The sequence below is a fragment of the Myxococcus xanthus genome, from assembly GCF_013116825.1.
Classification (GTDB): Bacteria; Myxococcota; Myxococcia; order Myxococcales; family Myxococcaceae; genus Myxococcus; species Myxococcus xanthus_B.
The window spans coordinates 1-24022 of sequence record NZ_JABFNS010000041.1 but is presented as its reverse complement, the minus strand read 5'-3'; the positions used below and the strand labels follow the sequence as shown (position 1 = coordinate 24022).

Below are 24022 nucleotides of genomic sequence, written 5' to 3'. Positions count from 1 at the left end.
GCCCACCATGAGCACCTTCGACGACGACATCCTCGCCCACGACACGCGCCTGTTCGGCATGTACGTGGGCTACGTCACCAGCCGCGACGACGAGGCGCAGCTCGGCCGCGTCCGCGTGTGCATCCCCGGTGTCCTTGAGCCCGAGTCCGCCTGGGCCTGGCCCCTGGGCACCTCCGGGGGCGGCGCCAAGGACACGGGCTTCTTCGCGATTCCCATGGTGGGCGCCGAGGTTGCCGTCTTCTTCAACCAGGGCGACGTCGACGCGCCCTACTACCTCAGCGCGCACTGGGGGCGGCCCGGCGGCCAGAGTGAGGTACCCGAAGAGGCCCAGGTGTCTCCGCCCGACAATCGCGTCCTCGCCACGCCCACCTTTCGCGTCGAGTTGGACGAGTCCGCGGGGAAGCGGAAGCTGAAGCTCACCAACCGGAAGACGGGCGACTGCCTCACCTTCGACGCGGAAGCCAACTCCGTCACCCTGGAGGCCACCACCGCCCTCACCCTGCGCGCGGTCGGCGCCATCTCCGTGGAGGCCGCACAGGTCACCATCGCCGGGCGTGTGGTGCGCCCCATCGCCGAGCCGATTTGAGGAAGCCCATGACGCTGCCCATCTGCATCCACATTCCGCCGTTGCCCGAGGCGCCCACGCTCACCCTGCCCGGCGGCGCCACCTTGCAGCACCACCAACTCCTGCAGGCCGTCCAGCCGGCGCTCGCGCCGCTTATGCCCATTTTCGACGTCATCGGCGCGGTGCTGGCACTCGTCGACGTCGTGAAGGCGATACCTGACGCACTGGGGGCGCCGCCGGACCCGACAGCCATCGCCGCGGCCCTGCCGAATCTGGCCGAGAAGGTGTCCAAGCTGCTTCGCCTCGTCCCCCAGCTCTCGGTGCCGTACACCGTGGTGGGCGTCATCGACATTGTCCTGGGGGAACTGGGCCAAGCGCGAAACCAGCTCGCCCACCTCCAGCAGCGCCTATCGAGTGTGGCGCGGGCCCGGCAACGTGCCGCCCAGCTTGGGGACGCGGGCCTCCTAACCGTGGCCGGCTGCGCGGAGGCCAACGTCGCCCAGGAGGCCGCCAACGTCGGCAAGGCCTTGGCCGCTCTCTCCCAGCTCATGGCCCTCCTCAACGTCCTCCTGGGCCTGGTGGGCGGCCCCCAGGTGCCGGACTTCTCCAGCCTCGAAGGCCCGCTCGACGGCGCCATCGCACCACTCGACGCCATCGTCCGCACGCTGCAGCAGGTGCGCGCGGCCATTCCCGTTCCATGAGGAGGACGTAATGAGTCGAGCCCCCCAGAATCTCCTCGTCCCTTTCCGGCGCGACCGAAAGCGGGACTTCGCAACGGGGACCGGGGCCGAACTGCTCGCCTCGAAGGTACGGCAGGTCCTGCTGACGGAAGGCGCCACTCCCCATTCCACCGGCGAGCTGCCCTGGCGCACCAGCTTCGGCGCGGGCCTCTCGCGGCTCCGCCACCAACGCAACGACACGGTGCTGGCGGAGCTGGCGCGCGTGTACATCCGTGACGCGCTCGCGCGCTGGCTGCCTGGCGTGCGGTTGGTGGAGTTCGAAGTCGAGCAGGGCGAGGCAACAATATCGCTCCTCCTACGCATTTCTGAATATGACGTCGAAGTGGCGGTACGCGTGCCTGTCACCCAATAATGGCGTATTCCTCCCCCAACCCAGCCCACTGACCGGCTCATGGTATAACCATATTGCCTAGCCGAGCCCCTTCCATCCCGCCAACAGCCACAGAGAACGAGCACCAAATTGCCTAGCTACAAAAACGACGCCCGGTACCAGGAGCTACAGCTTCTCTCCGTGCTAGAACAGACTCGCGCGATTCAGAGGACCTACCCAGCGCGCGGCGGCACGCTCGAAAGCGTCAAAGAGCGCCAAATGGTTCTGTCCCTCATCATGAGGGGGATGCTCAACGGACCAGACACCCGAACCAGTCCATACGCCAACGCATACACAAACAACATACACGACATCGCCAATAACATGGAGCAGGTGATTCGCATCGAAAGAACGCGCGTCACCGAGGCGATCCTGAACGGCGAATACGTAAACATCGAAATTGGACATCTGGGACGTCTGCGCCTCTACGAACTACAAGACCAATTGAGGGCAACACGCCTTCGCGAAGCATTTGGCATCCTCTACGATGGCCGTTATGTCGAGCGAGATCTTTCGGTGGCCATCATGAACTGCCGCACCGACGATCCAGTTTCACTTGCCTATCTCGACATGAATGGTCTCAAAGCATTCAACGAAGATGGGGATCACGCCACGGGTGACACCGCAATCAAGGCCTTCTTTCATGCGATAGAGGAGGCACTCTCGGGTGAGGGAGAGGCGTACCGCAAGGGTGGAGACGAGGTGGTGGTTATTTTTCCGGGGGTTGAGATTGATGCAGCTCGACAGCATTTGCGACGGGCCCTCCTATCCATCTCAAAGGAAGAGGTCAGCGTAAAGGGAGAGGGCCGCAGGTTGACCGCGTCCTGCGGACTGCTTTCAATCAACAATCCCCAGACGGATGCTGAATCCGAACTTCAACAGGCCGATCACCTCCAGAAGAAAGCCAAAGAAGCATCCAAGCTCTCCGATGGCTCGAGGACAAGCGCATTGATTGTTCCGGACGAGGAGGTCGAACTGCTCCAACTCAGACCAAGCATTCCTGCCAACACTTGAAGCCCCACTAAAATCCACCCCAAGAGCCCTCCTTCAACCAACAGACACACCACACAAACCACACTCAAAAAACGAGAACACAATTGCGTTGGCGCACATCGCAAACACAGATCCCCAGAGACGAACCTCTCACCCCTGGCGGCTTTGAGGAAAAGCAGTACGAGATGGCTGCCAACATCGAACTATTCCAGATGGGCGACGTTTACCCCAGCGGGCAAGTGCTTGAGGCAATCCTTGGATACGATGTTGCGGCAACTCCACGCCGAGAGAGTGCCATCTGGAAGCTACTTGGAACATCTGCTCCCAAAGGGATTCTGTTGCTGCCATCTCACTGGGGGAAGCCCAACTCTTCGCGACTCTCAACCCAACTCCCAGACAAGAAAACAAGCCTATTCTTCCAATACAAACGCTCCCGCCACATCAAAAGCAAAAGAGCCAAGCAATGGAACTACTGGAGATGCCCTTATTTTCGATTCACCATAGATGAAGACCAGCAATCAACCCTTGAGGACCTTGAAGCAAAAATTGAAAAACTCGCAATTATCCGATACGCAGCCCCAGCATTTTGCAAGTACCGCGACCTCCTCAGATTACAGCGTGAGAGTAATATCCTCAACAGGAGCACGTTCATTTCCCCATCTTTGCTTCGAGGTCACCAAACATGGTCCTTCATTTCCGAGGGCCTTCGAGGCTACGCCAATGCCGAACCTCAAGAAATTGAGCTTGAGAACATCGACACTCTTTTTCTCAAACTGCACGACCCTATCCCGCAAACAACATTACCAGGACACCTACGGCAATTGGCTTTGGCTCTTGGACTCCCCACCCTTAGTGACAAACAAAATCCACCCAACTGGGTGCTTGAGCTAATTGACGAGAACGCCGAACACTCGCGAGAACTATATCAAGCCATCCTCGACTTCGCGAACATCAGCACAGTACTCGGCGGACTAGGCATCTCCTGGTCAGTGTACTCGCGGAGCGCTTGATCCCCTAAGTCAGCAAACCCATGATTACAGCAGATAACATTTAGCGCCTTTCCTGACTGGAGAGACTTCGACGTCGCCAGCTTCGGCAACCTCCTCATGAAGATGCACGCCTTCAGCGGCGATGTCCTCGGCTTCTACCAGGACAACCTCGCCCGCGAGTCGCGCCTCTCCACCGCCACCCAGCGCAGCAACGTCATCGCCCTGGCACGCATGATGGCTTCCGGCTTCACGGCACCTAACCTGTTTCGGGGAAGTCCGGTAAGGAGCAGGCTCAGCCCCCGGAGCCGTGGCATCGCTTGAACTTCCGGCCACTACCGCAGGGGCACGGTTCGTTGCGGCCAACTTTCCCATGAGCCGCTCCGCTTCCACCACCGAGTGCAGCCATTGCGCCCAGGAGGTCCTGCGGCGTTGCCATGAGATTTCTGAGTTGTGCGAGAGGCTCGTCAAAGATGATTCGTTCGACAATCGTCGCATCGCCTACCAAGTACGGAACATAGCGCGTGTCCACGCCACGCGAGAACGTAACCGTTCACCGGCTCAGGCGGCGTTCGCGAGCTGAAGCGTTTCCGGAGAGGGCAGCAGCGAGGGGGGCGGAAGGCCGTTCCGATGTGCGTGCAAGGTGTTCGTCAGGAAGTCCAGGGCGTCGCGCCGTTGCAGTTTGAGCGTGGTGACGGCCGTGAGGATTCGCTCCACGAAGCGACTGCCCTCGGGGCTTTGCGTTCCAAAGGACGTCTTCCTGTACATGACGGCGTGACGCAGACATCTCTCGCCGAAATTGTTTGTCGGCTCCAGGCCCGGCACGTCGACAAATGTCCACAGGCACTTCTCAAAGCGCAGAATCTCCCGGGCCATCCCGGCCGTCTCCTTCTCCGCGTGCACGGCGGCGCGGCGCAACAGGCGGCCCACCTCGCGCTCCACCTCGGGCATGCGTTTCTCGAAGTCCTCGCGCGTCATGGTTCCGTCGCGTACCCGGAGGTACCACTTGAAGAAGCGGTTGCGCTGGCGCATCAGCTTGCTGCCAAGGCGGCCGCCTTGGCCACCCCGGTCGATGAAGCCCTGGAAGTCGCGGGTGAGGTGGGCCCAGCACACCTGCCGCAGCCCCACGTCGTACCACTCGTACCCGCTCCACCTGTCGCTGACGAGAAAGCCGGCGAAGCCCTCCCCCAGCAGGGCCCGCGCCACCTTGCCGCTTCGACTCCTGGCGATGTGAAAGACAGCCACCAGCGCCGTGGCCACCATCCACAGCCAGGCGCGTTTGCCTCGCCCCTCCTCACGCCCTTCCACCCAGCCCGTCTCGTCGGCGTGTGCCCTGTCGGCGGCCTGCACGTACTCGGTGGCCTCGGCCACCGCAGGGGCGAGCGCGCCTGCCATCTCCTCTTCGAGATTCACCACGCTGCCCACGGACAACTCCACGCCCACCATGTCCGAGAGGGCGTCCTTCACCATCCGCTTGGACAGCCGATACTTGCCCACCAGCAGGCTGGCCAGCGCGCCCAACCGGTCGCCGAAGGCGCTGCGGGCATTCGCGGGCACGGGTTGCCGCGTCACCGTGCCGCACGAGCGGCACGGTGACGCGTGGCTGCGGTACTCGGTGACGAAGGCAGAAAGCGGCGGCACTTCCACCACCTGGTGGCGGCTCGGCTCGGAGTCTCTGCCGACCAGTCGACTTCGGCAGCCCTTGCACTCCTTGGGGACCAGTTCGACGAAGCGCTGCACCGCCTCGGGTGGCAGCAACCGTCGCTCATGCTTCTTATGCCCGGGCTGGCCGCCGGGACGCCGTCCCGTCGTCTTCTTCGGCGGGCGCGGCGTGCCGGGGACATCCGAGGAAGGCGGCTTCGAGGAGTTGCTCGAATTCTGGCTCAGCCGTGCCTCCAACTCCGCCACGCGCGCCGTGAGGGCATCCACCTTCGCCAGCAACTCGACGATGACCGCGTCGCGCGGCCACCTGCGCTTCCAGCTCCGCGATGCGCGCATCCTTGGGGTCGAGGTCCGCCACGAGTGGCGGTGTGTCACGCCACAACCGCCACCGTCGAGCGCCGTCCCGCCCACCGTCCGCTGCCCGGCAGTTCCTTCAAGCAAGCACCAACCGGTGAACGGTTACCATTGGAATACTGGACGGGTCTCACGATGCGCAGGCCACTCCCGTTGCGCGGCCCCCTCGTTCTGCGTAGCGTCCATCGCTCCACGGATGGGGACCAGGCGCGGTTGCGACTGCCGCAATCGTGCGCGAGCAGGCCGGGATCGCATTCACGCCGGGAACGCGTCGCAACGCGAACGGGGGAGCCGCATGTTCGACTGGTTCGAGAAGCTGGTCCGCGAAGCGATCTGGAAGGCGTTGAACGACTTCTTCAACGACCTCTCGGCGCTTGCCGAGCAGAAGATCCGCGAGAAGCTCCAGAGCCTGCAGGCGGGCGACCAGCTCTCGACGACGCCGTTGATCCGCGTCACCGGCGTCGATCTCGCTGCCGACACGTTCCAGGTGCTGGTCCGCGGCGCCTTCACGTTCTCGGGCATCACGCCCTTCATGCGGCTGGAAGTGGCGGTGTCGCGGTCCGAGATCGATCTCTCGTCGGCGACGTCGGCCGTGAAGATCAAGCGGTGGATCGACGTGCTCGGCGAACTGCGCGTCGAGAAGAAGTCCGCCTTCGAGGGCAGCCTCGGCTTCGGATACGACAGCGGTGCGTGGCTGGGACTGGGCTCGCTCAAGCTCGTGCCGCTGAAGATCGGTGCGGCCATCTACGGGGGCATCAGCGAACGCGGAATAGTCCTCGAGCTCAACGCGGAGCTTCCACCGGGCGCGGCGATTCCGCTCGGACCGACCGGACTCGGCCTGCGAGGCATCGGCGGCGACTTCGCGTACAACTTCGTCGCGCATCTCGAGACCGACACCGGCCAGCCGGTCACGAGCCCGACCGCGAAGGACTATGTCGCATGGGCGCGCAACCATGCGATCGATCGCTGGCAGCCCGGGCCGATCGACCGGACGGCGGTCGGCGTCGGCATCAAGACGGTGTTGTGCACGATCGCCGACCAGGGCTTCATCTTCGAGCTGAACCCGATCGGCCTCGCGTTTCTCGTCCCGGGCGGCGCGATCATCCTCGGCGGCAAGGGCGTGCTCCTGCGCCGGAAGGGCTTCGGCGTCGAGGGCTATTTCGTCATCGATATCGCGTCCGCATCGCTCGCACTCGGCGCGGGCGTGAAAGTCGAGATCAAGGCGCCGCCGGAGGATCTCTCCGACGGCGGCTTCGCCACGCTGCTCAAGGGCTTCGGCCAGCTCGACGGATTCTTCTCGTTCAGCGATCCGACCGCATGGTTCTTCGATCTCGGCACCGAGACCAAGCCGTGCTACCTTGAGGTTCTCACCGACGTCCCGGTCATCAACATCCTGTTCTCGGAGAAGGCCGAAGCGTACCTGCGCATCAACCACCACCGCGTCGCGTTCGGTGCGAAAGTCGGCCTCGGCGGCGAGTACAGGATCGCGAAGATCATCCGCCTCGTCGCTCGACTCGCGGTCGCGCTCGCCGCCTACATCGGCTGGGATCCGATGCTCGTACGTGCACGGCTCAGCGTGCTCGGCGAGCTCGGCATCAAGGTGTGGAAGTTCTCGTTCCTGCTGAAGGGCGAGGCGACGCCGACCGTCTACCTGCCTCAGCCGACGCTGTTCACGTTCGAGATGAAGGTCACGCTCGACCTTCCCTGGCCGATCCCGGACGTGTCGGGCTCGAAGAAGTGGGGCGACGACATCGCGACGCCGCCGAAGATCAGCGCTCCGCTGCTCGCCGGCGAGGCGATCGCGGGCGGGTTCCCGACCATGCAGGCGCAGCACATCATCGCCACGCACGTCGTGTCCGACCAGCAATGGGATCTCGACGGCGCGAAGCCGTGGCCCGATCTCGAGCTGGTCGTGCCGTTCCAGGCGCGCGTCACCGACGCGACCGGAGCGATCATCGGCCCGATCGTCAGCCCGGTGAACCAGGCCGGCTACAACGTCGCGCACACGCTGACGAAGCTCGAGCTGCGCGACCTCACGCACGACACCCTCGTCCCGAACGTGAAGGCGCTCTGGGCCGACGGACCGGGTGGCGGCACGACGCAACTGCACGTGCTCGGTACCGATCCGCTCACCTGGCTGACGCCGCACACCGACATCGCGACCTGGACCAGCGCGACGCCGCCGAAGGTCGTCGACGTCTTCTTCGGCTACGGTCCCGCACACACGTTCTCGGCGGACCGCGCGTTCGGCGACCTGCACGTGGTTCCGAGAGCGGGAAGCGCCACGCTCGACCCGAGCTTCGCGCCGGCCGTACCGACACGCGTGCTGCGCGGCAACGACATCAAGCTGCGCGTCGTCGACGCGCTCGGCAACGAGATTCCGGTCGACGAGATCATCCTGTTCGTCATCACCGCGCACGAGAAGCTCGACGGCGAGTCGCTGGTGACGTCGCCGACCGCATCGGTGGCCGGTGTCTTCCCGGTCGGGCAGCTCTACGGCTCGTTCAACCTCGTCGCGCAGTACTTCGCGTTCACGACGCCTGTAACGCACTTTGCGTTCGCGAAGGCGAGCGGCGGCGATCTCCTGGTCTACGCGGTGAGGTATCGCGAAGCGCGCAAGACGGTCGGCGGGGCGACCGAGAAGACGATCCTCGTGCCGGGTCGCTATCGGTTGAGCGTGGCGGGCAACTCGAGTGCCGTCCACGAAGAATTCAGCGCCCATCCGGATATCTATCCGTCCGCGCCGGCGATCGCCTGGCATGCCGAGCAGGAGTTCGAGGTCACGTACCCGGAGACCACGCGGCCGTACGTCCATCACTCGACGTTCGGCGATGTGCGGCCGTTCGCGCGGCAGCAGCATCCGTGGACGACGTGGACCGCGTCGGCATGGAATCCGACGCTCTTCGGCATCGGCTTCCCGCTCTACCGCAGCTACCACGTCGCGGTGCGCTTCCTCGTGTCGTACATCGGCGCGATCTTCTCGTCGGCGCCGCTGAAGCTCCACCTGATCTATGAAGCGGGCGGCGAAGTGAAGGAGCAAGTGGCCCCGACCGCCGTACCGGACGGCTCGAGCTCAATGTTGCCGCAGAGCCAGAACTGGATTGCGGCGAACGGCGGCACGGTGCCCGCCGATGCCGAGCTGGTGATGGCTGCGCTTCCACCGCAGGCCGGCATGGCGAAGCTCGAGGTGCTGGTCGCGCATCCCGGACAGGGCGAGCTCAAGCTCGACGAGTGGACCGGATACGTTTCCGCGTTCGCCGACTTTCGCTCGCACCTCGCCTGGCCGCAAGGCTGCGTCGCCGTGCGCTACGACGCGGAGGGCCGTCACGTCGCGCCTGCATGTACAACGATCGCGCCGAAGAAGTTGCCCTGGCACGCCGAGGTCTACGAGCTGGCCAAGGGCATCGATCCGCTGCCGAAGCTCCAGGCGAAGGTCGCGTTGCCCTACGAGCCGCTGCTGCCCCTTCCCGACGTGATCTTCCCGCTGCCGCCGTATCCGGTCGAGCTGACGTCGCCGCCGATCTCGTGGCGGCTGCCGGCGAGCCTCTCGGCCGAGCTCGGGCCGCTCGACGCGAATGCCGCGGTTCGCTTCGCGCGGTTCGCCGCCGCCACCGGCGCCCGCTTCGGCAGCGCAACCGATCCGCTGATCGGCGTGCAGGATCCGGTCACGGCCACGACGATCGAAGCGATCGTCGACAGCGCGAACCGTCCGTTCGCGTTGTGGTTGCGAACGCCCGAGCCGGTCGACTGGCGGCGCGTGACGATCGCGCTCTCGGTGTCGCACGTCGTTCCCGCCAACGGCTGTCCCACCGGATACGCGCATCGCCGCAAGCTGCAGCTTTCGGTCGGCGTCCTGCCGAACGCGGACGGCAGCGCGGCGCTGCTCACCGGCTCGCTCGCCGGCGTTCCGACGCGACTGCCGCGCGGCGAGTACCTGTTGACGCTCTCGTTCGACGCATCGGCGGCGGGCTTGCCGTCTCTGCGCCCGTCGGTGCTCGTCGGGCCCGGACCCGAAGTTGTGAAGCTGCGGTTCATCCAGCCGTTCGGCGCGGACTGGCCGTTGCCGGGCACGCACGGCGGCATCCGGTTCGACCTGATCGAGCTTGCGCTGAAGTACGTCAAGTTCGATCCGAAGATCTGGGAGGAAGCCGCGCTGCTCGATCTTCCCGCGCACGAGGTCGAGGCGCGGCTGGTCGCGTCGATCGCGCGCTTGGGAGCAGGCGATGAAGCCGCGCCAGCCAGCCCGTTCATCGGCCAGCCGAGCGAAGGAGACGAAGCATGAGGATCCATCTTTCGGCGCTCGGCTGGATCGACGACAAGCCGCGCGGTCACCGGTTGCGCTGGCACTACCCGGTGCAGGCGATCGTCGCCGGCAGCTATCTCGGCCTGCCGAAGCGGATCGTCGTCGAGCGCGCGCCCCTGGATCCGAAGGATCTGTACCAGCATCCGCTGGCGTCGGCGCAGTATCCGTACGATTGGTGGGAAGCGCGACCGGACGTGTCGGTGTTCGGCTTCGTGCCGCCGTACGCGTACACGCTTCGGGCGCCGGTGCAGGGCATCCGCTTCGATTACCAGGGGTCGCCGGCGCGCATCGTGATCCGCGATGCGGCGAGCGGCGTGGTCGCATACGACCGGCTCGTCACGAGCGGCGAGTCGGTGTATGCGGAAGCCGCGCTCCTCGACCGCGTCGACATCTATGCGACGTGGGCGATGCTGTCGAACCTGCACGTGCTCGACCTCTTCAAGAGCCACGGCCTTCCGTTCCAGCCGATCGCCGAGATCGAGGTCGCGGCGACCTATGCCGAGCCGCTGGCCACGATCGCCGCGCGCTACGGCATGCCGGTCACGATCGCCACGACCGAATGGAGCGAGCTCGTCGATACCGTCGATGCCGCGAACGTCTCGTCACCCGCGACCGAAGAGCCCGGCACGCCAACCGCGTGGGAAGCTGTGCAGATCGTTCTCGGCCTGCGATGGGAGTTCGCGCTGCTCGGCGGCTTCGCGTTCTTCGACGGTCCGCGCGAGAGCGTTTGCGCCCTCGACCACCTCGGCGACGCGATCCTGAAGGAACCACCCGGCACGCTGATGGCGTATCGCGTGCGCGATCGGGACGGTCCCACCGGACGCAGCAATCTCGTCGTATGCGCGCCCTGGCCGGCCCCGGCGCTGGCGGCGCCGAGTGCGCCGTGGTACGTCGACCCCGAGGTCCGGCTGCGAGCGAAGCGCACGGTGTTCCCGGGTAGCGGCGTGCCCGGCTCCTCTCCGTCGCTCGCGCAGTTCACGCCGATCCTCGCGTTCGACGGCGACTACAACGTGCGCGCGACGCTCGCATGGCTGCAGAGCGATCCGCGCGCGCTCGGCGTCGAAGTCGAGGAAGTCGTCGGCGCCAGCGCCGCGACCGGCTCGCCCGCGCGCACCACGACGTTCATGAGCCGGTCGCGACGCATCGACGATCCGCCGCTGCAGGGGAGCGTCGCGCGCAACTTCGACGTCGCGTTCATCGACGTGACGCTGCGATCGCGCGCCCGCGCCATCGATGCGTGGGATCGCGTCAGTGCGAAGTCGGCGTGGTCGACGGTCACGCCGCTCGCGTTGCACCACGCGCCGATGGCGCCGCCGCTCGAGAGCGGCGTCCACGAGTCGGGATTGACGCGCATCCGGCGCGCGAGAGGGCGCCCGGACATCCCGGATTGGCAGCCCGATCCGATCGTCGAGCATGCCGGCGGCCAGGTGTTCGTCTATCGCCGCACGATCGCGCCCCGTACGGCGAACGCCACAGCGAGCGGTCCGTGGCCGGTTTCGCCCGGCCTCTATCGCGTCAACGTGACCGGTGTCGCCGGGCTGGCCGATTTCGTCGGCGGCACGTTGTCGGTCGGTGCGTTCAGCGACACCATCGTCGCCTCCGGTGCGTCGACCGTCGACATCGCGATCCCGGACAACGGCTCGCCGGTCACGCTCTTCGGCGCCGACACTGCGCGGCTCGCGCAGGACCCGTTCGCGCCGGCCCTCTGGATGCACGTCGCGACGTTCGCAGCGGTGGGATTGCCCGACGAGCTCGTGTTCGCCGAAGCGTTGCCCGCGCCCGGGGGCCTCGTCGTCGAGTCGTACAGCGCGCGCGTCGCGTTCCTCGGCCGCGTCGGACCGTTCGGAACCGCCGCCACGATCGTACGCGTTCCGACGGTGCCGGTCGTGCCGCCGCCGTTCGTCGTCGACGTGCTGGGACTCGATTTCTACCGGCGCACCATGATCAAGCTGCGCTTCACGACGCCGCCTTCCGCCGGGCTCTACACCGTCTGGTGGGCCGACGGCAACATCCCGGCCGCGCAGTTCCCTCGCCGCGGCGCGACCGGGACCTACGGTGCGCAGCAGCCGGCGGGCGGCGACGTGCTCTACGACGTACTTCCGCTTCCGATCCCCGCGCACGTCGATCGCACGGTGACGATCGGCGTGCAGCGTGTCCTCGAAGGCGGCGTGCAGGGCGATTTCGTCACGGTGTCGATCGTGCTGGCGGCGCTGGGGGCGTGACTCGGCTCAGAGTCGACGAGACGGCATCGATGCCGTTTGCGCATCGACGACCGCGAGACGCATCGACCGGGCGAGATCGCGGACGATCCCGGCGAAGCCGAGAACCAGCGGCGGCTGGTCGACCTCCTTGCGGTAGAGCAGGCTGATCGGCGCGAACTCGCCGTCGAGCTTCGCGCGCAGTAGCGCGAGCTCGCCGTGCGCCTTGCCGTGCAACGCCAGCGGACGCGGCAGCACGCCGACGAGCGCGCTGTGCGAGACCACATGCCGCGTCTGCTCGTAGCCGCTGCATTCGACGACGGCCCGCGGCCGCAGGACGCCGTTGCGAACGAAGATTCCGTCCATCAGCTGCCGCAGCGGCGTGCCCTGGACCGGAAGCGCCCAGCCGGCGTCGACGAGCTCCGCCCAGCGTACGCGGCGGCGCTGCGCGAACGGATGGCGTGGCGAGCACACGATCGAGAAGGCTTCGGTGTACACCGGGATCACGGCCAGCGTCTTCGCCGCTGCGTTGCCTCCTCTGGCGAGGCAGTCCGTGTTGCGAATGCGCGCTCCACCGCAGCCCTCACCAAGAGTTGCTGCGCCGCCAGGTGCTCACGAACTCGCCTTTCAATCTTCGCTTCCAGCGTCGCAAGTTTTTTCGTGTGCATCGCCACGGGTGGCACACCGCGACGTGGGCATCAACACCACCCTGAACAGTTACCAACCGACTTCTACGCCGCATGTTTGAACGCGTCAAAGTACTCATCAACGTGATGCATCGAGCAAGCTCCTATGTCATGCCGAACACGCGATCCAAAGTATAGAACAGACGGGGGCCCGTTTGAGGGCGGCGGGCGGGTGTAGAGGGGCTGAGATTAAGCGGCCACGGCTGAGATGACTCTCAGTCCCCCTACAGTGACCCCTTGGAAGGAGGCTTGGTGCCGTGGCCTTCGAGGATCCACCCCACACCGAGCGCCACGAACGCTAGCCCAGCTAGCAGAAAGTTCTCTGGCCTACGCAACAACGGCAGAAACGGTCTCGGGCTGAAGAAATCTCCGGTGGACTCCGGTTGCCCTTCCGCCAGCATCCGATTGCCTCGTCCATACCTGAGAAAGCGTCTGACGAAGGCGCGCATTGAAGGCTCGAAGTCATGAGCCACACTGGCGTCAGCACACCACCTCAACTCCCCTATCTGCGACAGCCGCAAGCCCAGGTCTACGTCCTCGCCGGCAGCAAGAGGAAAACGTTCTCCAAACCCGCCTATTCGCTCCAATGCATCCCGATGCACGAGACAATTCGCTGAGATGAGGTACTGAGGGCGGCCATCTTCGGTCCAAGCCATGGGCCGAAGGACGCCCTGGCTCTCATAGTAACTCGACAGCCAATCCTTTCCCATCGCCCGTACGGCGCCCTGGACAGCAACCTCCCCCCTCCACCCAGCCGCGAAGCTAGCAGGCCACCCGGCAGCAGGCAGACAATCCGAGTCAAGAAAGGCCACCCACGGCCCCTTTGCTGCGCGCCACCCCACGTTGCGAGCACATGCTGGCCCACGGCCTCCCCCTTGGAGAATGCGAACCTCCTCAGCTACGAACTCAACAGGCACATGAGAGGCGTCATCCACAACGATGAGCTCTAACGGCCGTTGGTCTTCACCAAGCCCTCGCCACCACGTTCCCAACCGAGCGAGTCCATGTGGGTTGTCCCGAACTGGGACGACGACGGAAATGCTCTTCAATCGAGGCATCTCCTCCAGTTCGAGCGAGGAAACAGCAGCAGAAGCAACCGGAAATCCACGAGGACGGCGGCTGAAGAGGGCAAGCGTCATGTCGCCAACGAGTTTGTCCGCCCCATGGCCAACATAGAAGCGGGAGAATCGCAGAGCCCCCGCTGACTCACTGTCTTGCCACAGCGACGCCGCCGCCACCCGAAGCCGGCTGAAATGTCCCCGAAGGGAACTCAGCCCAAGGCCTTTGTCTCCCGGTGGAGGCCTTCGCCGACGTGCCACTTCTCCCCGCGTCCACCGACTACACCCACCGCGACTTCGACGCCCTGCGCGCGCGCCTCGTCGCGCTCGTGAAGAGCGTCTTCCCGGACTGGACGGACTTCGACGTCGCCAGCTTCGGCAACCTGCTGCTGGAGATGTACGCCTTCGTCGGCGACGTCCTTGGCAACTACCAGGACCACCTCGCCCGCGAGTCTCGCCTCGTTTCGGCCACCCAGCGCCGCAACGTCATCGCCCTGGCGCGCATGCTGGGCTACCGGCTTCACGGCGCGCAGGCGGCCACGGCCGAGGTAGAGCTGCGCTTGGCCCAGCCTCCCGCCGCCCCCGTCACCTTCCTCGCCGGCACCGTTGTTCGCACCCAGGAGGTGACGGAGGCCGTCCGCTTCCAGCTCCTCTCGTCCGCCACCATTCCAGCCGGCGCCAACCCACCGCACGCCCTCGCCGTGGTGGAGCACTCGAAGACGCACACCCAGCTCTTCGACGCCCGCGGCCTCGCCGACTTCGAAGCGCACCTGGACTTCGCCCCCTACCTCGACGGCTCCGCCCGCGTGTCCTCCGCCCAGGGTGCCTTCACCGAGGTGGACACCTTCCTCAACTCCCGCGCCTCGGACGCCCACTTCCTTGCTTCGGTGGATCAGGGGGACAAGGCCATCGTCCGGTTCGGCACCGGCACCAACGGCCTGCCTCCCGCCGGCACCGTGGCGGTGGTGTACAAGACGGGCGGCGGCGCAGCCGGCAACGTCGACGCGGGCCGCCTCGTCGTCGTGGAGGGCAGCTTCCGGGACGCCCACGGCCACGCGGTGCAGGTGTCCGTCCACAACCCCGCCCCCGCCTCGGGTGGCGCGGACAGGCAGACGGTGGCCTCGGTGAAACTGCTCGCCCCCGAGAGTCTCCGGGCCCTGACGCGCACCGTCTCCCGCGAGGACTTCGAAATCAACGCCCGACGCCTGCCCAGCGTGGCGCGCGCCCTCATGCTGACGTCCAACGAGGACGCCAGCATTCCGGAGAACGCCGGCATCCTCTACGTGGTGCCCAAGGGCGGCGGAGTCCCCACGCCAGCCCTCAAGGCCCAGGTGCTGCGCCAGGTGACGGAAGTCTACCCCTGCACCCTCACCTTCCAGGTCAGCGTCCAGGAGCCGGTGTACCGGCGCGTGGACGTCTCCGCCCGCCTCTTCCTGCGCCAGGGCGCTTCGGCCCAGGACGTCGCCTCGCGAGTCCGCCAGGCGCTGGCTGCGTACTTCCGCGTCAGCGAGCCGGACGGCACGCCCAACCCGCGCATCGACTTCGGCTTCAACCTCAAGGACGCCCAGGGGTTCCCCGCCGGAGAGGTGGCCTGGTCGGACGTCTTCAACGTCATCCGCGACGTGGCCGGCGTCCGGAAGCTGGGCGACGCGCGAATGGACCTGACGCTCAACGGCCTGCCCGCGGACCTGAAGCTGACGGTGCGCGAGCTGCCGGTGCTGGGCAGCGTCACACTCCAGGACGGGGACACCGGAGGGCTGCTCTGACATGGCCCTCCTCAACCCCAGTTTCGAGGACGCGGGCGCCTGGCCCGGCGAGGCTGCGCACTGGACGCTGACGGCGGTGACGCGCCTTGAAGTCCTGGCGGGCGTTGGCGTGCCGGAGGAGGCGTGCGAGGACTTCGAGCGCTGGTACGTGTGGCGCGCCGCCCTCTCCGACGTCCCTGTGGCCCTCGCCTTCTTCTCCGGCCAGCGTGAGGGCTTCGAGTCCTTCTCCCGAGGTTGGGACAACGACGGCTTCCTCTTCGAGCCGCCGCCCGCGCAGCTCGTCCCGCACCGCTTCGAGGGACAGGCCGTCGAGACGTGGGGCCCAGGGCCCTTCCTCGCTGACTGGGCGGACGCAGCTTCCGTGGAGGGCCTCTTCAGCGACTCGCCGCAGGAGGACTTCGAGCAGCGCTGGCACACCAACGAGGCCTACGCTTGGCGCTGGGAGGACGTGACGGCGCGCGGGGCCCTCTTCAACACCACTCAGCCCACCGAGGACTTCGACACCGGGTGGCCTGTGGCCGCCACGCAGTGAGGACACCATGGCACTCGCAGACTGGACTTACCTCAATCAAGGACTCGACATCGCCACCGTGGACAGGGGCGTGACGGCGGGCATTGCCCGTCCCCCGGGCGGAGGCAACTTCCTCTTCGCCTTCAACTCCCTCACCGCCGCGCAGGGCGCCGTTGCCCTCTTCGCCAACCTGCCGGACTTCGCCCCCATGGCCCGGGGCGGCAGCATCCGCGGCTGCCTCCAGCGCGGGCCCGGAGGAGGCCCCACCGGCTTCTCCCCCTTCCTCTTCCTTTGCGGCCAGGGCACCTCCGTCAACGACTCCGCCTACCTCCTGGGCCTCTCCGACGATGAGCCGCACCGGGTGGTGCTCCGCAAGGGTGCGGTGGCCACGGGCCTGCCCGACGCGGACGGCCCCGGCGTCCTCCTGAAGTCCTCGGCCAGCTTCACCCAAGGCACCTGGCTGCACCTGCGGCTGGACGTCATTGTGAACGCCAACGGCGACGTCGTCCTCAAGTCCTTCCACAACGACTTGGCCGCGCACCCGCTCGGCACGCCTCCTGACTGGCAGCCCCTGCCGGGCATGGCCGACTTCATCGACGACGCCCTCGGCATCAACTCCGGCAGCCAGCCTCTCAGCTCCGGCCGAGGCGGCTTCGGCTTCGCGGTGAAGGACGTCACGCGCCGGGCCTACTTCGACTCGCTCGAGCTCTCCCGGCAGGTGTGAAGCCATGGCCCTCACCGCCTTCACCAGTCGCCTGGGCCTGGGGCAGGGCCGCATTCGGCCCCAGCGGGCCGCGCCCGCCTCGGGCGAGTACCTCTTCGTCCTCGGAGACGAGGACCCCGGACGCCGCTTCGAGCTGGCCCCCGGGGACTTCACCGAGGTGACGCAAGCCGTGGACGTCACCGGCGTGGACCTGGTCCGCACCGCCTTGCGCTTCCGTGTGCCGGCAGGCGCTCCGGCGGGCCTGGCCTGGGAAGCGTCCCTCGTCGTCGACGGGGTGAAGCACGCCCGCACTCTGGGGCGCCCCGGCCGCGAGCGCCTCGTCACGGACATGGCCGCCAACGTCTCGAAGCTCTTCGGTGTCCACACAGTGGGCGTCCGCCTGGAGCTCGTCTCCCCTTGAGGAAGCCCCATGGCCACGGTTGAGCTGCCCGCCCTCTACGTCGACACCGTCTCCCTCTTCGCCGAGACGCGCCGGCCCCTCCTCCTCAACCGCGCTCCAGCCCCCGGGGAGGAGGCCGTCCCCATCGATGCCGCGCTGGAGCTGGAGCTGGTGGACGTCGGCACGGACGGCGTTGCGCGGGCGGCCACGCGCGTCTGGGTGGACGGCTTCCTCGCCTTCGAGGGCGGAGCCAGCATCGAGGTGCAACCCGCCTTCACTGGGCCGCTGGCGGAGGTGACGCAGACGGCGGACTCCCTGCGCGTGGTGCTCCATCCGGCGGTGCCGCTGGTCAGCCAGGCCACCGTCTCCGTCCGCGTCGTCTCGGCCACGGCCGGCGGCGCGCACCTCCTCGACGAGACGTACACCTTCACCGTGGAGGACAGGACAGCGCCCCGTCTCGTGGGCGCCCAGGCCCTGGCGCCGAAATCGGTACGCCTCGCCTTCGACGAGGACGTGCGGGTGCCCCCCTCCGCACGCTTCACCTTCACGCCTCGTGGCGCGCCAGCAGTCCCGGTGGCCGCCCTCGAGGCCGCGGCCGACGGCCCCCTCGTCCACCTCGCCCTCGACACGGAGCTGACGCCGGACGTGGGGTATGAGGTCCTCGTGGAGGGCGTAACGGACGCCCACGGCAACCTGGTGCTCGCTCCCTACCACCGCGCCATCCTCACGGGCTTCCGGCCGGCCAGGCCGCCCTCCCGGAGCTTCCAGCTCTGGGACATGCTGCCCCGCCACAACCGCCGCGACGACGTGACGGGCGACCTGCACCGCTTCATCTCCTGCCTCCAGGAGGTGACGGACTTGCTGCTCTCCGACTTGGACGCCTTCCCCGACGTCTTTGACCTGGAGCGCGCGCCAGAGCCCTTCCTGGACGCCATCCTCCAGGACATGGGCAACCCCTTCGCGCTCGAGCTGGACGTCCTCGCCCGGCGACGCCTGGCCGCCATCCTCGTGGACATGTACCGCCAAAAGGGCACCGCCCTGGGCCTGCGCAACGCCATCCGCTTCTTCCTCGGCATCGAGGTGAGGGCCATCTCCCCCTTCGCCTCGGACACCCTCGCGCTGGGGGAGTCCGAGTTGGGCGTGGACTGGGTGCTGGGCCCCTCGGAGCGCTTCGCTCGCTACGCCTTCAACGTCGAGGTGGAGCGCCTCCTCTCGCCCGCGGAGCGCCAGCGCCTGCGCACCCTCGTCGACTACCTCAAGCCCGCGCACACCCACTTCGTGGACCTGGTGGAGCCCCTGCCGCCCATCCTCCCCGAGCACTGGGAGCTGGGACTCAGCGAGCTAGGGGAGACGACGACGCTGCACTGACGGTGAACGCCGCCCACGTGGTATGCTCACACGCCATGGAAGACGGAGGAAAGAGCTCGGGCCTTCGGCCCCGACAAGTGGTGGAGCGGTGGGTGGAGCGCTTCAACGCCGCAGATGTCGACGGGCTTGTCGCCCTCTATTGTGAGAACGCGGTGAACCATCAGGTGGCGAACGAGCCCGTAGAAGGCCGGGCTCGAATCCGCGAGATGTTCCAGCGGGAGTTCGCGGCAGCCAAGATGGTCTGCATCGTCGAGCAAATTCTCGAAGATGCCCCTTGGGCGATTCTGGAGTGGAAGGATCCGCTCGGCCTTCGAGGTTGTGGCTTCTTCCAAGTCGAGGACGGGTTGATCCGCTTCCAACGCGGCTATTGGGACAAGCTCTCCTTCCTTCGCATGCACGGGTTGCCAATCGAGTAGGCCACATAAGCGCCCTGTCCCTGAGAGCCGTCGCGGCTGGATGTACTTCCCCGGAGGGGCGCGTATGCCCCGAGGTAAGAACATCGCGGCTCGCATCGACTGCGAGTCTGAGCTTGGCGTGGACTGAGTGCCAGGCCCCTCGGAGCGCTTCGCCCGCTACGCCTTCAACGTCGAGGTGGAGCGCCTCCTGACGCCTGCGGAGCGCCTGCGCCTGCGCACCCTCGTCGGGTACCTCAAGCCCGCCCACACCCACTTCATCGACTTGGTGGAGCCCCTGCGGCCCATTCTCCCCGAGCACTGGGAGCTGGGACTCAGCGAGTTGGGCGAGACGACGACGCTGCACTGACTCTGCGGAGGCCTACTGCGACGAGCAGAGGCAGCGGGCACGCCCCCTACCGCCGCAGCTTCCGCTCCTTCGCAAGCTTCGCGAACTCGGCCTTATGCTTCGCACAGAAGTGGGTGGACTTGAGGTCGATGTGCTGAATGCGAACGGGCGCGCGGAGCACACACACCGGAGCATGGCACGGAAAGCTCATGCCCATCAGCTTTGCGATGCTACTGGTGAGCTGGTTCTGGAGGCGAAAACGCGCGAGTTCGAGCGCCTCTCCCTCAAGACGAGTATCACGCGGCATGGAGAGGCCTTCCAGACTGCGCATGCGTGACACCGACGCAACGGCGCGTGCTGTGGGCAAGTCATAGATGGCGTACATGAAGTTGGCGCCATTTGCGCCGAGGTCCTCGTTAATCACATAGAGGGTTCCCTGTGCGGTTGGCAGCTTCGGCAGCAACTCATCCCAGATGACCTGCTCCCGGCGTTTCGAGTACGTGCCGTCTGGTAGCGGCTGAAGGCTTTTCAAACGGATGTCGAGCCCCGGGAATCGCTCGGCAAGAACCGCCACGATGCCATCGAGCTCGGCCGGGACCCGGTTTCCAAGGGGAACCAGCTCGACCCGCTTAATCGGCGGAGGCTTTGGAACCGTACTGGAATCCGGCTGCACGTAAGGACGCATGGCCCCTGCCTGTGCAAAGGCAGGAAGAGAAAGAACACAGGCTAGCCAGACCATCCAGGACACGACAGGCGTGAGGAACCGGTGCATGTGGGAAGCCTAGACCTCGTGCGACGGGAACTCCAGCCGTGAAGCCTGCCATATCCATCCCTCCTCAGTCTGCGCCATAGCTGGCCCCATCGCGGACACCTCCGCGTACGAGCCTCGCGGACTCCCAGGCGTAGAATGCAGTCAGGCCAAACGCAGCTACGTAATGTCCCCGATTTCTCGCGCCATGCCTTTGCCTTCATCTGGAGGGCGCAGGCATGAGCAACCGGTTGGATTTTTTCTTCAGGCAGCGCGTGACAGAGGCCGAGCTGGACCTGGCCTTCGCGCAGTTGGAGCAGGCGGACAGAAACCTCGCCTCAGACTTGGGCGTCCACGGCGTCATCTCCGGGGCCGTGCCCGCGCCGCATTCCCCCGTCCCCAACCTCACCGTCGACCTGACGGCCCCGGGCCGCGCCTACGACAACCTCGGCCAGCGCATCTTCTTTGGCACCGGGCAGACGGTGGACTGCGCAGTGGACTTGTCGGGCATCCCCACCGACGTCTCCACCTCGGGCAGCGAGCGGTGGGTGGGCATTTTCCTGCGCTTCACCCGCCTGCTGTCCGAGCCGCGCACGGATGGCAACTCTCAGCAGGTGTACTTCCGCCGCGACGAGTCCTTCGAGCTGGTGGTGCGCCAGGCGCCGGAGGGCCCCGTCGGCCAGGCGCCCAAGCCCGCCCTCCAGCCCGACGAGTTGCTGCTGTGTGACGTCCGGCGCCGCCCTGGGCAGACGCAGATTCTTGCTGCGGACCTGGACACTTCCCGCCGCCAGTCCTTCATCTTCGCCCGGGGCACCTCCGTGGCCGTGGAGAGCGGCACGTGGGACGTCCTAAGCCCTGGCGCGGACACGGTGCAGGCGACGCTGGACGAGGTGGACGCCGAGCTGGCCGGCCACTTCTCCGGCGCCAGCCGGAGGCACGAGGCCAGTGCCGTGGACTACGCGCCCCACGGTTTCCTCACCTCCAGCACCGTGCAGGAGGCCGTGGACGAAGTCGTCGACAAACTCTCCTCGGCCGCCGCTAGCACACCGGGCGCCTCCCGCGTGGGCGCGGACGCGGTGCCCGGCACGCCCAACCTCCTTCCGGCGGGCACCGTGGACGCGCAGCTGTCCTCGCTGCTGGGCTTCGTGAATGCCCACCAGGGCGCGGCCACTGGGGCCCACCACGCCAGCGCCATTGGCGCCACGCCCCACGGCTACGTCAGCGGCACCAGCGTGCAGGCTCAACTCCAGGAGGTTGTCACCCGCCTTGGAGAGACGACGGCCGGAAGCCCCGGGGCGTCTCGCGTCGGAGGGGACGCACTGGCCGGAACGCCTCACACCCTCCCCGCCAGCAGCCTGCGGCAGCAGGTGGCCGCGCTTCTGGGCTTCCTCAACGGGCACCTCACCCAGGGCGCGGGGGCCCACGCGGCCTCCTCCGTCTCCGTCGCGGACGCTGGCAACCTGCTGACGGCAGGCACCGTCGAAGCGGCCCTCGCGGAAGTCCTCTCGGCCTTCAGCGGCGGGCACTTCCGCGGCAACGAGACGGCGGCAGGCCAGCACAAGGCCATCCTCCAGCCCGTCCTGGGCACCGGCCGCGTCCTTCTCCTCGACGCCCAGGGTGCGGGCGGCGCCGCCGCGCGGCTGCGCCTCTACGCCGACAGCGACTCGGTGTGGTTCACCCTCAATGCCGCCTGGAATGGAAATGCCTGGGCCCGGGACACCAGCGGGACGGCCTCGGGCGGCTTTCGCCTCTCACGCAACGAGGCGGAGTTCCTCCACGACGCCAACACTGGCGTCACCTTCACCACCTGGACGCGCACCTGGCGGATTCCCATGAGTAGCACCGCGAGCAACACGGCCTTCGAGATGGCGGGCAGCGTGCGCGAGGTGGGCCGGCTCGGCCTCCAGTACAGCAACAGCGACACCGCCGCGCACGACAACCTGGCTGGGGGCGGCTCGGTGACGTTCCGCAGTCGCTTTCCCACCGCGCCCTCCTCCATCACCCTCACCCCCTACGCCACCAGCGGCAGCTTCGTCGGCAACCCCACCGTCATGGTGCCCGACAGAGACGGCTTCGCCTTCTACAGCCACCAAAACCTCTCAGGGCTCGCCGCGACGTACTGGTACGGCTCGTACACCGCGGTCGCGTGAGGACGCCCATGGCCATTCACGAAGTCACTGCTGAAGACGTGCTGCAGCGCTGCGCCCGGTGCGGTAGCGGCAATCGCCTCTCCCTCGACACCCTGGAGGTCGGCGTCGCGCGCCGGGAGGACGTGGACGACGGCCTCGTTCAGCTTCCGCCCTGTCCCACCTGCAGCTCCACCGAGTTCCTCATCCGCGCGGCCGAGGGCGAGCCGGAGCATCCCGCGCTTGGCAGCTTCGGGCACCTGCACCGGCTCCTCGTCGGCCACCTTCATGCCGAGTTGGTCCAGCGCGGGCGCTTGCACACCACGCTCAAGCCCAAGGGGGGCGGCGCCGGCACGGTGGTCGTGCGTCCCCTGTCGCAGGAGACTCTCGAGCGCTGGTTTCCGCAGGGCCTCCGAATCGAGCTGCCGCCCGACGAGCAGCCCCACGCCCCGGGGGAGTCCAGTCAATAGGCATACACTGCCAGCGAAACAAGGCCTCCTGCGCCCGCCATACTCCGGGGCGCCTCGAATCCCTCTCTCCTCGACTTGCTATGTCTCGAGAACAGAGCGCGTATGTCTTCGCGCGCTGCCCACTGCGCGCCAGGGAGACACCTATGGTTATCGGCAGCTCCACCACCTACCTCGGCAACGAAATCCCCGGCCTCAAGGGACAGCAGGTCCGCATCTTCGCGGTGCTGCGCGGCGGCCTCCGCCCCGACGCCAACCCGGACGCGGACGACTACTACGTGAATGACAACGAGACGCTGGCGCGCCTCGGGGGCGTCACGGCCGAGGACTGCATCGACGCGGCCCCCATTCGCCCGGACGGCACCACCTCCTTCGTGCATGTCGACCCGCGCGCCGTCGACTTGGAGTGCTTCGCGCATCTGCAAAAGCCCAGCGCACAATGACTTGCCATACGCGCGCAACAGAGCGTGTATGCCTCACGCACGCCACCCAAAGGCGCACCAAGGGATGAAACAATGACACCCCGCAAGCCCCGCACCGCCAAGCCTGCCCGGGCGCCCGAGGCAACCCTCGAACGCATCGCGAGCGAAGCGCTCAACATCGACACCCTGAAAACACGAAACAGCGACAGCCTCGACTTTCACGACGTGGCGGTGTGGCGCCTGAAGGAGGCTCTCGAAGCCGCCTATCAGGCCGGCCTGAGCGCCGCCAGCAACACCCACAGCAAGTAGCGCCTCCTCTCACCACCCACGCCCCGCCCAGCGGGGCACCAGCGCATGAGGGTCGCCCGGCCGCCCTTGTGAATGGCAGACGTGTACCAACGGCCCGGAAAGTAAAACACCACCATGCCCCGCACCACCGCCCCGAAGACGAAGAAGCTGGAGTCCATGAACCTGACGGAGCTGCGCGCCCGCTTCCGCGAAGTGGTGGGCGAGGAGACGCGCAGCCCGAACAAGACGTACCTCATCCGCCGCATCGAGGAGTCCCTCGCCGCCAAGAAGCGGCGCAGCCCCTCCCGCCGGGCGACGGCCACCGCCCCCAGCGCCCCTCCTCCGGCCCCTGCTGCACCGGCCACCACCTCGGCCGAGGGCACGCAGCCCGCTCGCCAGCGCGGGCGCTTCGCCGGAATGTCGCTGCAGCAGTTGCAGGAGAAGTACCGCGAAGTCGTCGGGCGCCCGACGGGCAGCAGCAACGTCGACTACCTCCAGTGGAAGATTCGGGAGGCGGAGGCTGGACGAATCAACGTAGGCCCCCGCCCCGAGCGCGAGGTGAAGGTT

24 protein-coding genes and 1 pseudogene are annotated in these 24022 nt (G+C 66.8%); 20 read left to right on the top strand and 5 right to left on the bottom strand.

Translation table 11 applies throughout. From position 1 onward, the window contains the following. The first annotated feature begins 7 nt into the window (after window positions 1-7). The 6 genes from HNV26_RS14250 to HNV26_RS14225 all read left to right on the top strand — a co-directional run bounded on the left by HNV26_RS14250 (window position 8) and on the right by HNV26_RS14225 (window position 3978). A complete protein-coding gene (locus tag HNV26_RS14250) occupies window positions 8-586 on the top strand; it encodes a phage baseplate assembly protein V (RefSeq protein ID WP_171442044.1) in 579 nt (192 codons plus the stop codon). Window positions 587-594: 8 nt separating this feature from the next. Further along, window positions 595-1266, top strand: a complete 672-nt coding sequence (locus HNV26_RS14245; protein WP_171442043.1) for a hypothetical protein — start codon at window positions 595-597, stop codon at window positions 1264-1266. Between the two features lie 10 nt (window positions 1267-1276). Further along, window positions 1277-1657 carry a GPW/gp25 family protein gene (locus HNV26_RS14240; RefSeq protein ID WP_171442042.1) on the top strand — a complete coding sequence of 127 codons (381 nt, stop codon included), beginning with the start codon at window positions 1277-1279 and terminating at the stop codon, window positions 1655-1657. 159 nt (window positions 1658-1816) lie between these two features. After that, window positions 1817-2689: a GGDEF domain-containing protein gene (locus HNV26_RS14235; RefSeq protein ID WP_171442041.1), complete on the top strand. Its 873-nt coding sequence runs from the start codon at window positions 1817-1819 to the stop codon at window positions 2687-2689. 164 nt (window positions 2690-2853) lie between these two features. Next, window positions 2854-3678, top strand: coding sequence for a hypothetical protein (locus tag HNV26_RS14230; RefSeq protein WP_171442040.1), 825 nt, complete (start codon window positions 2854-2856; stop codon window positions 3676-3678). A 96-nt stretch (window positions 3679-3774) separates the two neighbouring features. Next, window positions 3775-3978 (top strand): hypothetical protein, encoded by a 204-nt coding sequence (locus HNV26_RS14225; protein ID WP_253816556.1) that lies wholly within the window; start codon window positions 3775-3777, stop codon window positions 3976-3978. Here the strand turns inward: HNV26_RS14225 and HNV26_RS39280 are convergent. Together HNV26_RS39280 and tnpC are read right to left on the bottom strand one after the other, a co-directional pair. Beyond that, window positions 3950-4063: an SEC-C metal-binding domain-containing protein gene (locus HNV26_RS39280; protein ID WP_366816869.1), complete on the bottom strand. Its 114-nt coding sequence runs from the start codon at window positions 4061-4063 to the stop codon at window positions 3950-3952. The genes HNV26_RS14225 and HNV26_RS39280 overlap by 29 nt on opposite strands. A gap of 152 nt (window positions 4064-4215) precedes the next feature. Continuing rightward, window positions 4216-5674 (bottom strand): annotated as a pseudogene (gene tnpC, locus HNV26_RS14215) (IS66 family transposase). 291 nt (window positions 5675-5965) lie between these two features. On the opposite strand from tnpC, the gene HNV26_RS14210 reads away from it, so the two are divergent. Together HNV26_RS14210 and HNV26_RS14205 are read left to right on the top strand one after the other, a co-directional pair. After that, window positions 5966-9952 carry a hypothetical protein gene (locus HNV26_RS14210; protein WP_171442039.1) on the top strand — a complete coding sequence of 1329 codons (3987 nt, stop codon included), beginning with the start codon at window positions 5966-5968 and terminating at the stop codon, window positions 9950-9952. Further along, window positions 9949-12195, top strand: coding sequence for a hypothetical protein (locus tag HNV26_RS14205; RefSeq protein ID WP_171442038.1), 2247 nt, complete (start codon window positions 9949-9951; stop codon window positions 12193-12195). Before HNV26_RS14210 ends, HNV26_RS14205 begins: the two co-directional genes overlap by 4 nt. Window positions 12196-12201: 6 nt before the next feature. Here HNV26_RS14205 and HNV26_RS14200 read toward each other — a convergent pair whose 3' ends face one another. After that, the gene (locus HNV26_RS14200) at window positions 12202-12678 is read right to left on the bottom strand and encodes a LysR substrate-binding domain-containing protein (protein ID WP_436410042.1); all 477 of its coding nucleotides are present in this window, start codon (window positions 12676-12678) and stop codon (window positions 12202-12204) included. Window positions 12679-13081: 403 nt separating this feature from the next. Continuing rightward, window positions 13082-13915, bottom strand: a complete 834-nt coding sequence (locus HNV26_RS39275) for a glycosyltransferase (RefSeq protein WP_366816868.1) — start codon at window positions 13913-13915, stop codon at window positions 13082-13084. A gap of 236 nt (window positions 13916-14151) precedes the next feature. On the opposite strand from HNV26_RS39275, the gene HNV26_RS14190 reads away from it, so the two are divergent. The 7 genes from HNV26_RS14190 (at window position 14152) to HNV26_RS14160 (ending at window position 19425) form a co-directional block, all read left to right on the top strand. Then, the gene (locus HNV26_RS14190; RefSeq protein WP_171442036.1) at window positions 14152-15681 is read left to right on the top strand and encodes a baseplate J/gp47 family protein; all 1530 of its coding nucleotides are present in this window, start codon (window positions 14152-14154) and stop codon (window positions 15679-15681) included. A 1-nt stretch (window position 15682) separates the two neighbouring features. Beyond that, the gene (locus HNV26_RS14185; RefSeq protein WP_171442035.1) at window positions 15683-16213 is read left to right on the top strand and encodes a hypothetical protein; all 531 of its coding nucleotides are present in this window, start codon (window positions 15683-15685) and stop codon (window positions 16211-16213) included. Window positions 16214-16220: 7 nt separating this feature from the next. Continuing rightward, window positions 16221-16916 carry a hypothetical protein gene (locus tag HNV26_RS14180; protein WP_171442034.1) on the top strand — a complete coding sequence of 232 codons (696 nt, stop codon included), beginning with the start codon at window positions 16221-16223 and terminating at the stop codon, window positions 16914-16916. Window positions 16917-16920: 4 nt separating this feature from the next. Then, window positions 16921-17316 carry a hypothetical protein gene (locus tag HNV26_RS14175; RefSeq protein ID WP_171442033.1) on the top strand — a complete coding sequence of 132 codons (396 nt, stop codon included), beginning with the start codon at window positions 16921-16923 and terminating at the stop codon, window positions 17314-17316. A gap of 9 nt (window positions 17317-17325) precedes the next feature. Further along, on the top strand, window positions 17326-18663 hold the full coding sequence (locus tag HNV26_RS14170; protein ID WP_171442032.1) for a phage tail protein: 1338 nt from the start codon (window positions 17326-17328) through the stop codon (window positions 18661-18663). A 92-nt stretch (window positions 18664-18755) separates the two neighbouring features. Beyond that, window positions 18756-19079, top strand: coding sequence for a nuclear transport factor 2 family protein (locus HNV26_RS14165; RefSeq protein WP_268783972.1), 324 nt, complete (start codon window positions 18756-18758; stop codon window positions 19077-19079). 127 nt (window positions 19080-19206) lie between these two features. Continuing rightward, window positions 19207-19425, top strand: coding sequence for a phage tail protein (locus tag HNV26_RS14160; RefSeq protein ID WP_253816555.1), 219 nt, complete (start codon window positions 19207-19209; stop codon window positions 19423-19425). Between the two features lie 46 nt (window positions 19426-19471). On the opposite strand, the gene HNV26_RS14155 is transcribed toward HNV26_RS14160, so the two are convergent. Next, the gene (locus tag HNV26_RS14155; RefSeq protein ID WP_171442030.1) at window positions 19472-20176 is read right to left on the bottom strand and encodes a hypothetical protein; all 705 of its coding nucleotides are present in this window, start codon (window positions 20174-20176) and stop codon (window positions 19472-19474) included. A gap of 215 nt (window positions 20177-20391) precedes the next feature. Here HNV26_RS14155 and HNV26_RS14150 point away from each other — a divergent pair, with 215 nt between their 5' ends. From HNV26_RS14150 to HNV26_RS14130, 5 genes are all read left to right on the top strand, one after another. Next, window positions 20392-22302: a hypothetical protein gene (locus HNV26_RS14150; RefSeq protein ID WP_171442029.1), complete on the top strand. Its 1911-nt coding sequence runs from the start codon at window positions 20392-20394 to the stop codon at window positions 22300-22302. Window positions 22303-22310: 8 nt separating this feature from the next. Beyond that, window positions 22311-22748 carry a hypothetical protein gene (locus HNV26_RS14145; RefSeq protein ID WP_171442028.1) on the top strand — a complete coding sequence of 146 codons (438 nt, stop codon included), beginning with the start codon at window positions 22311-22313 and terminating at the stop codon, window positions 22746-22748. A 143-nt stretch (window positions 22749-22891) separates the two neighbouring features. After that, the gene (locus HNV26_RS14140; RefSeq protein WP_171442027.1) at window positions 22892-23188 is read left to right on the top strand and encodes a hypothetical protein; all 297 of its coding nucleotides are present in this window, start codon (window positions 22892-22894) and stop codon (window positions 23186-23188) included. 72 nt (window positions 23189-23260) lie between these two features. Continuing rightward, entirely contained in the window at window positions 23261-23476 is a 216-nt protein-coding gene (locus tag HNV26_RS14135) for a DUF6900 domain-containing protein (RefSeq protein WP_171442026.1), read from the top strand. A 114-nt stretch (window positions 23477-23590) separates the two neighbouring features. After that, window positions 23591-24022, top strand: a 432-nt coding sequence (locus HNV26_RS14130; protein ID WP_171452808.1) for a DUF2924 domain-containing protein, incomplete at its 3' end; no start/stop codon positions are given.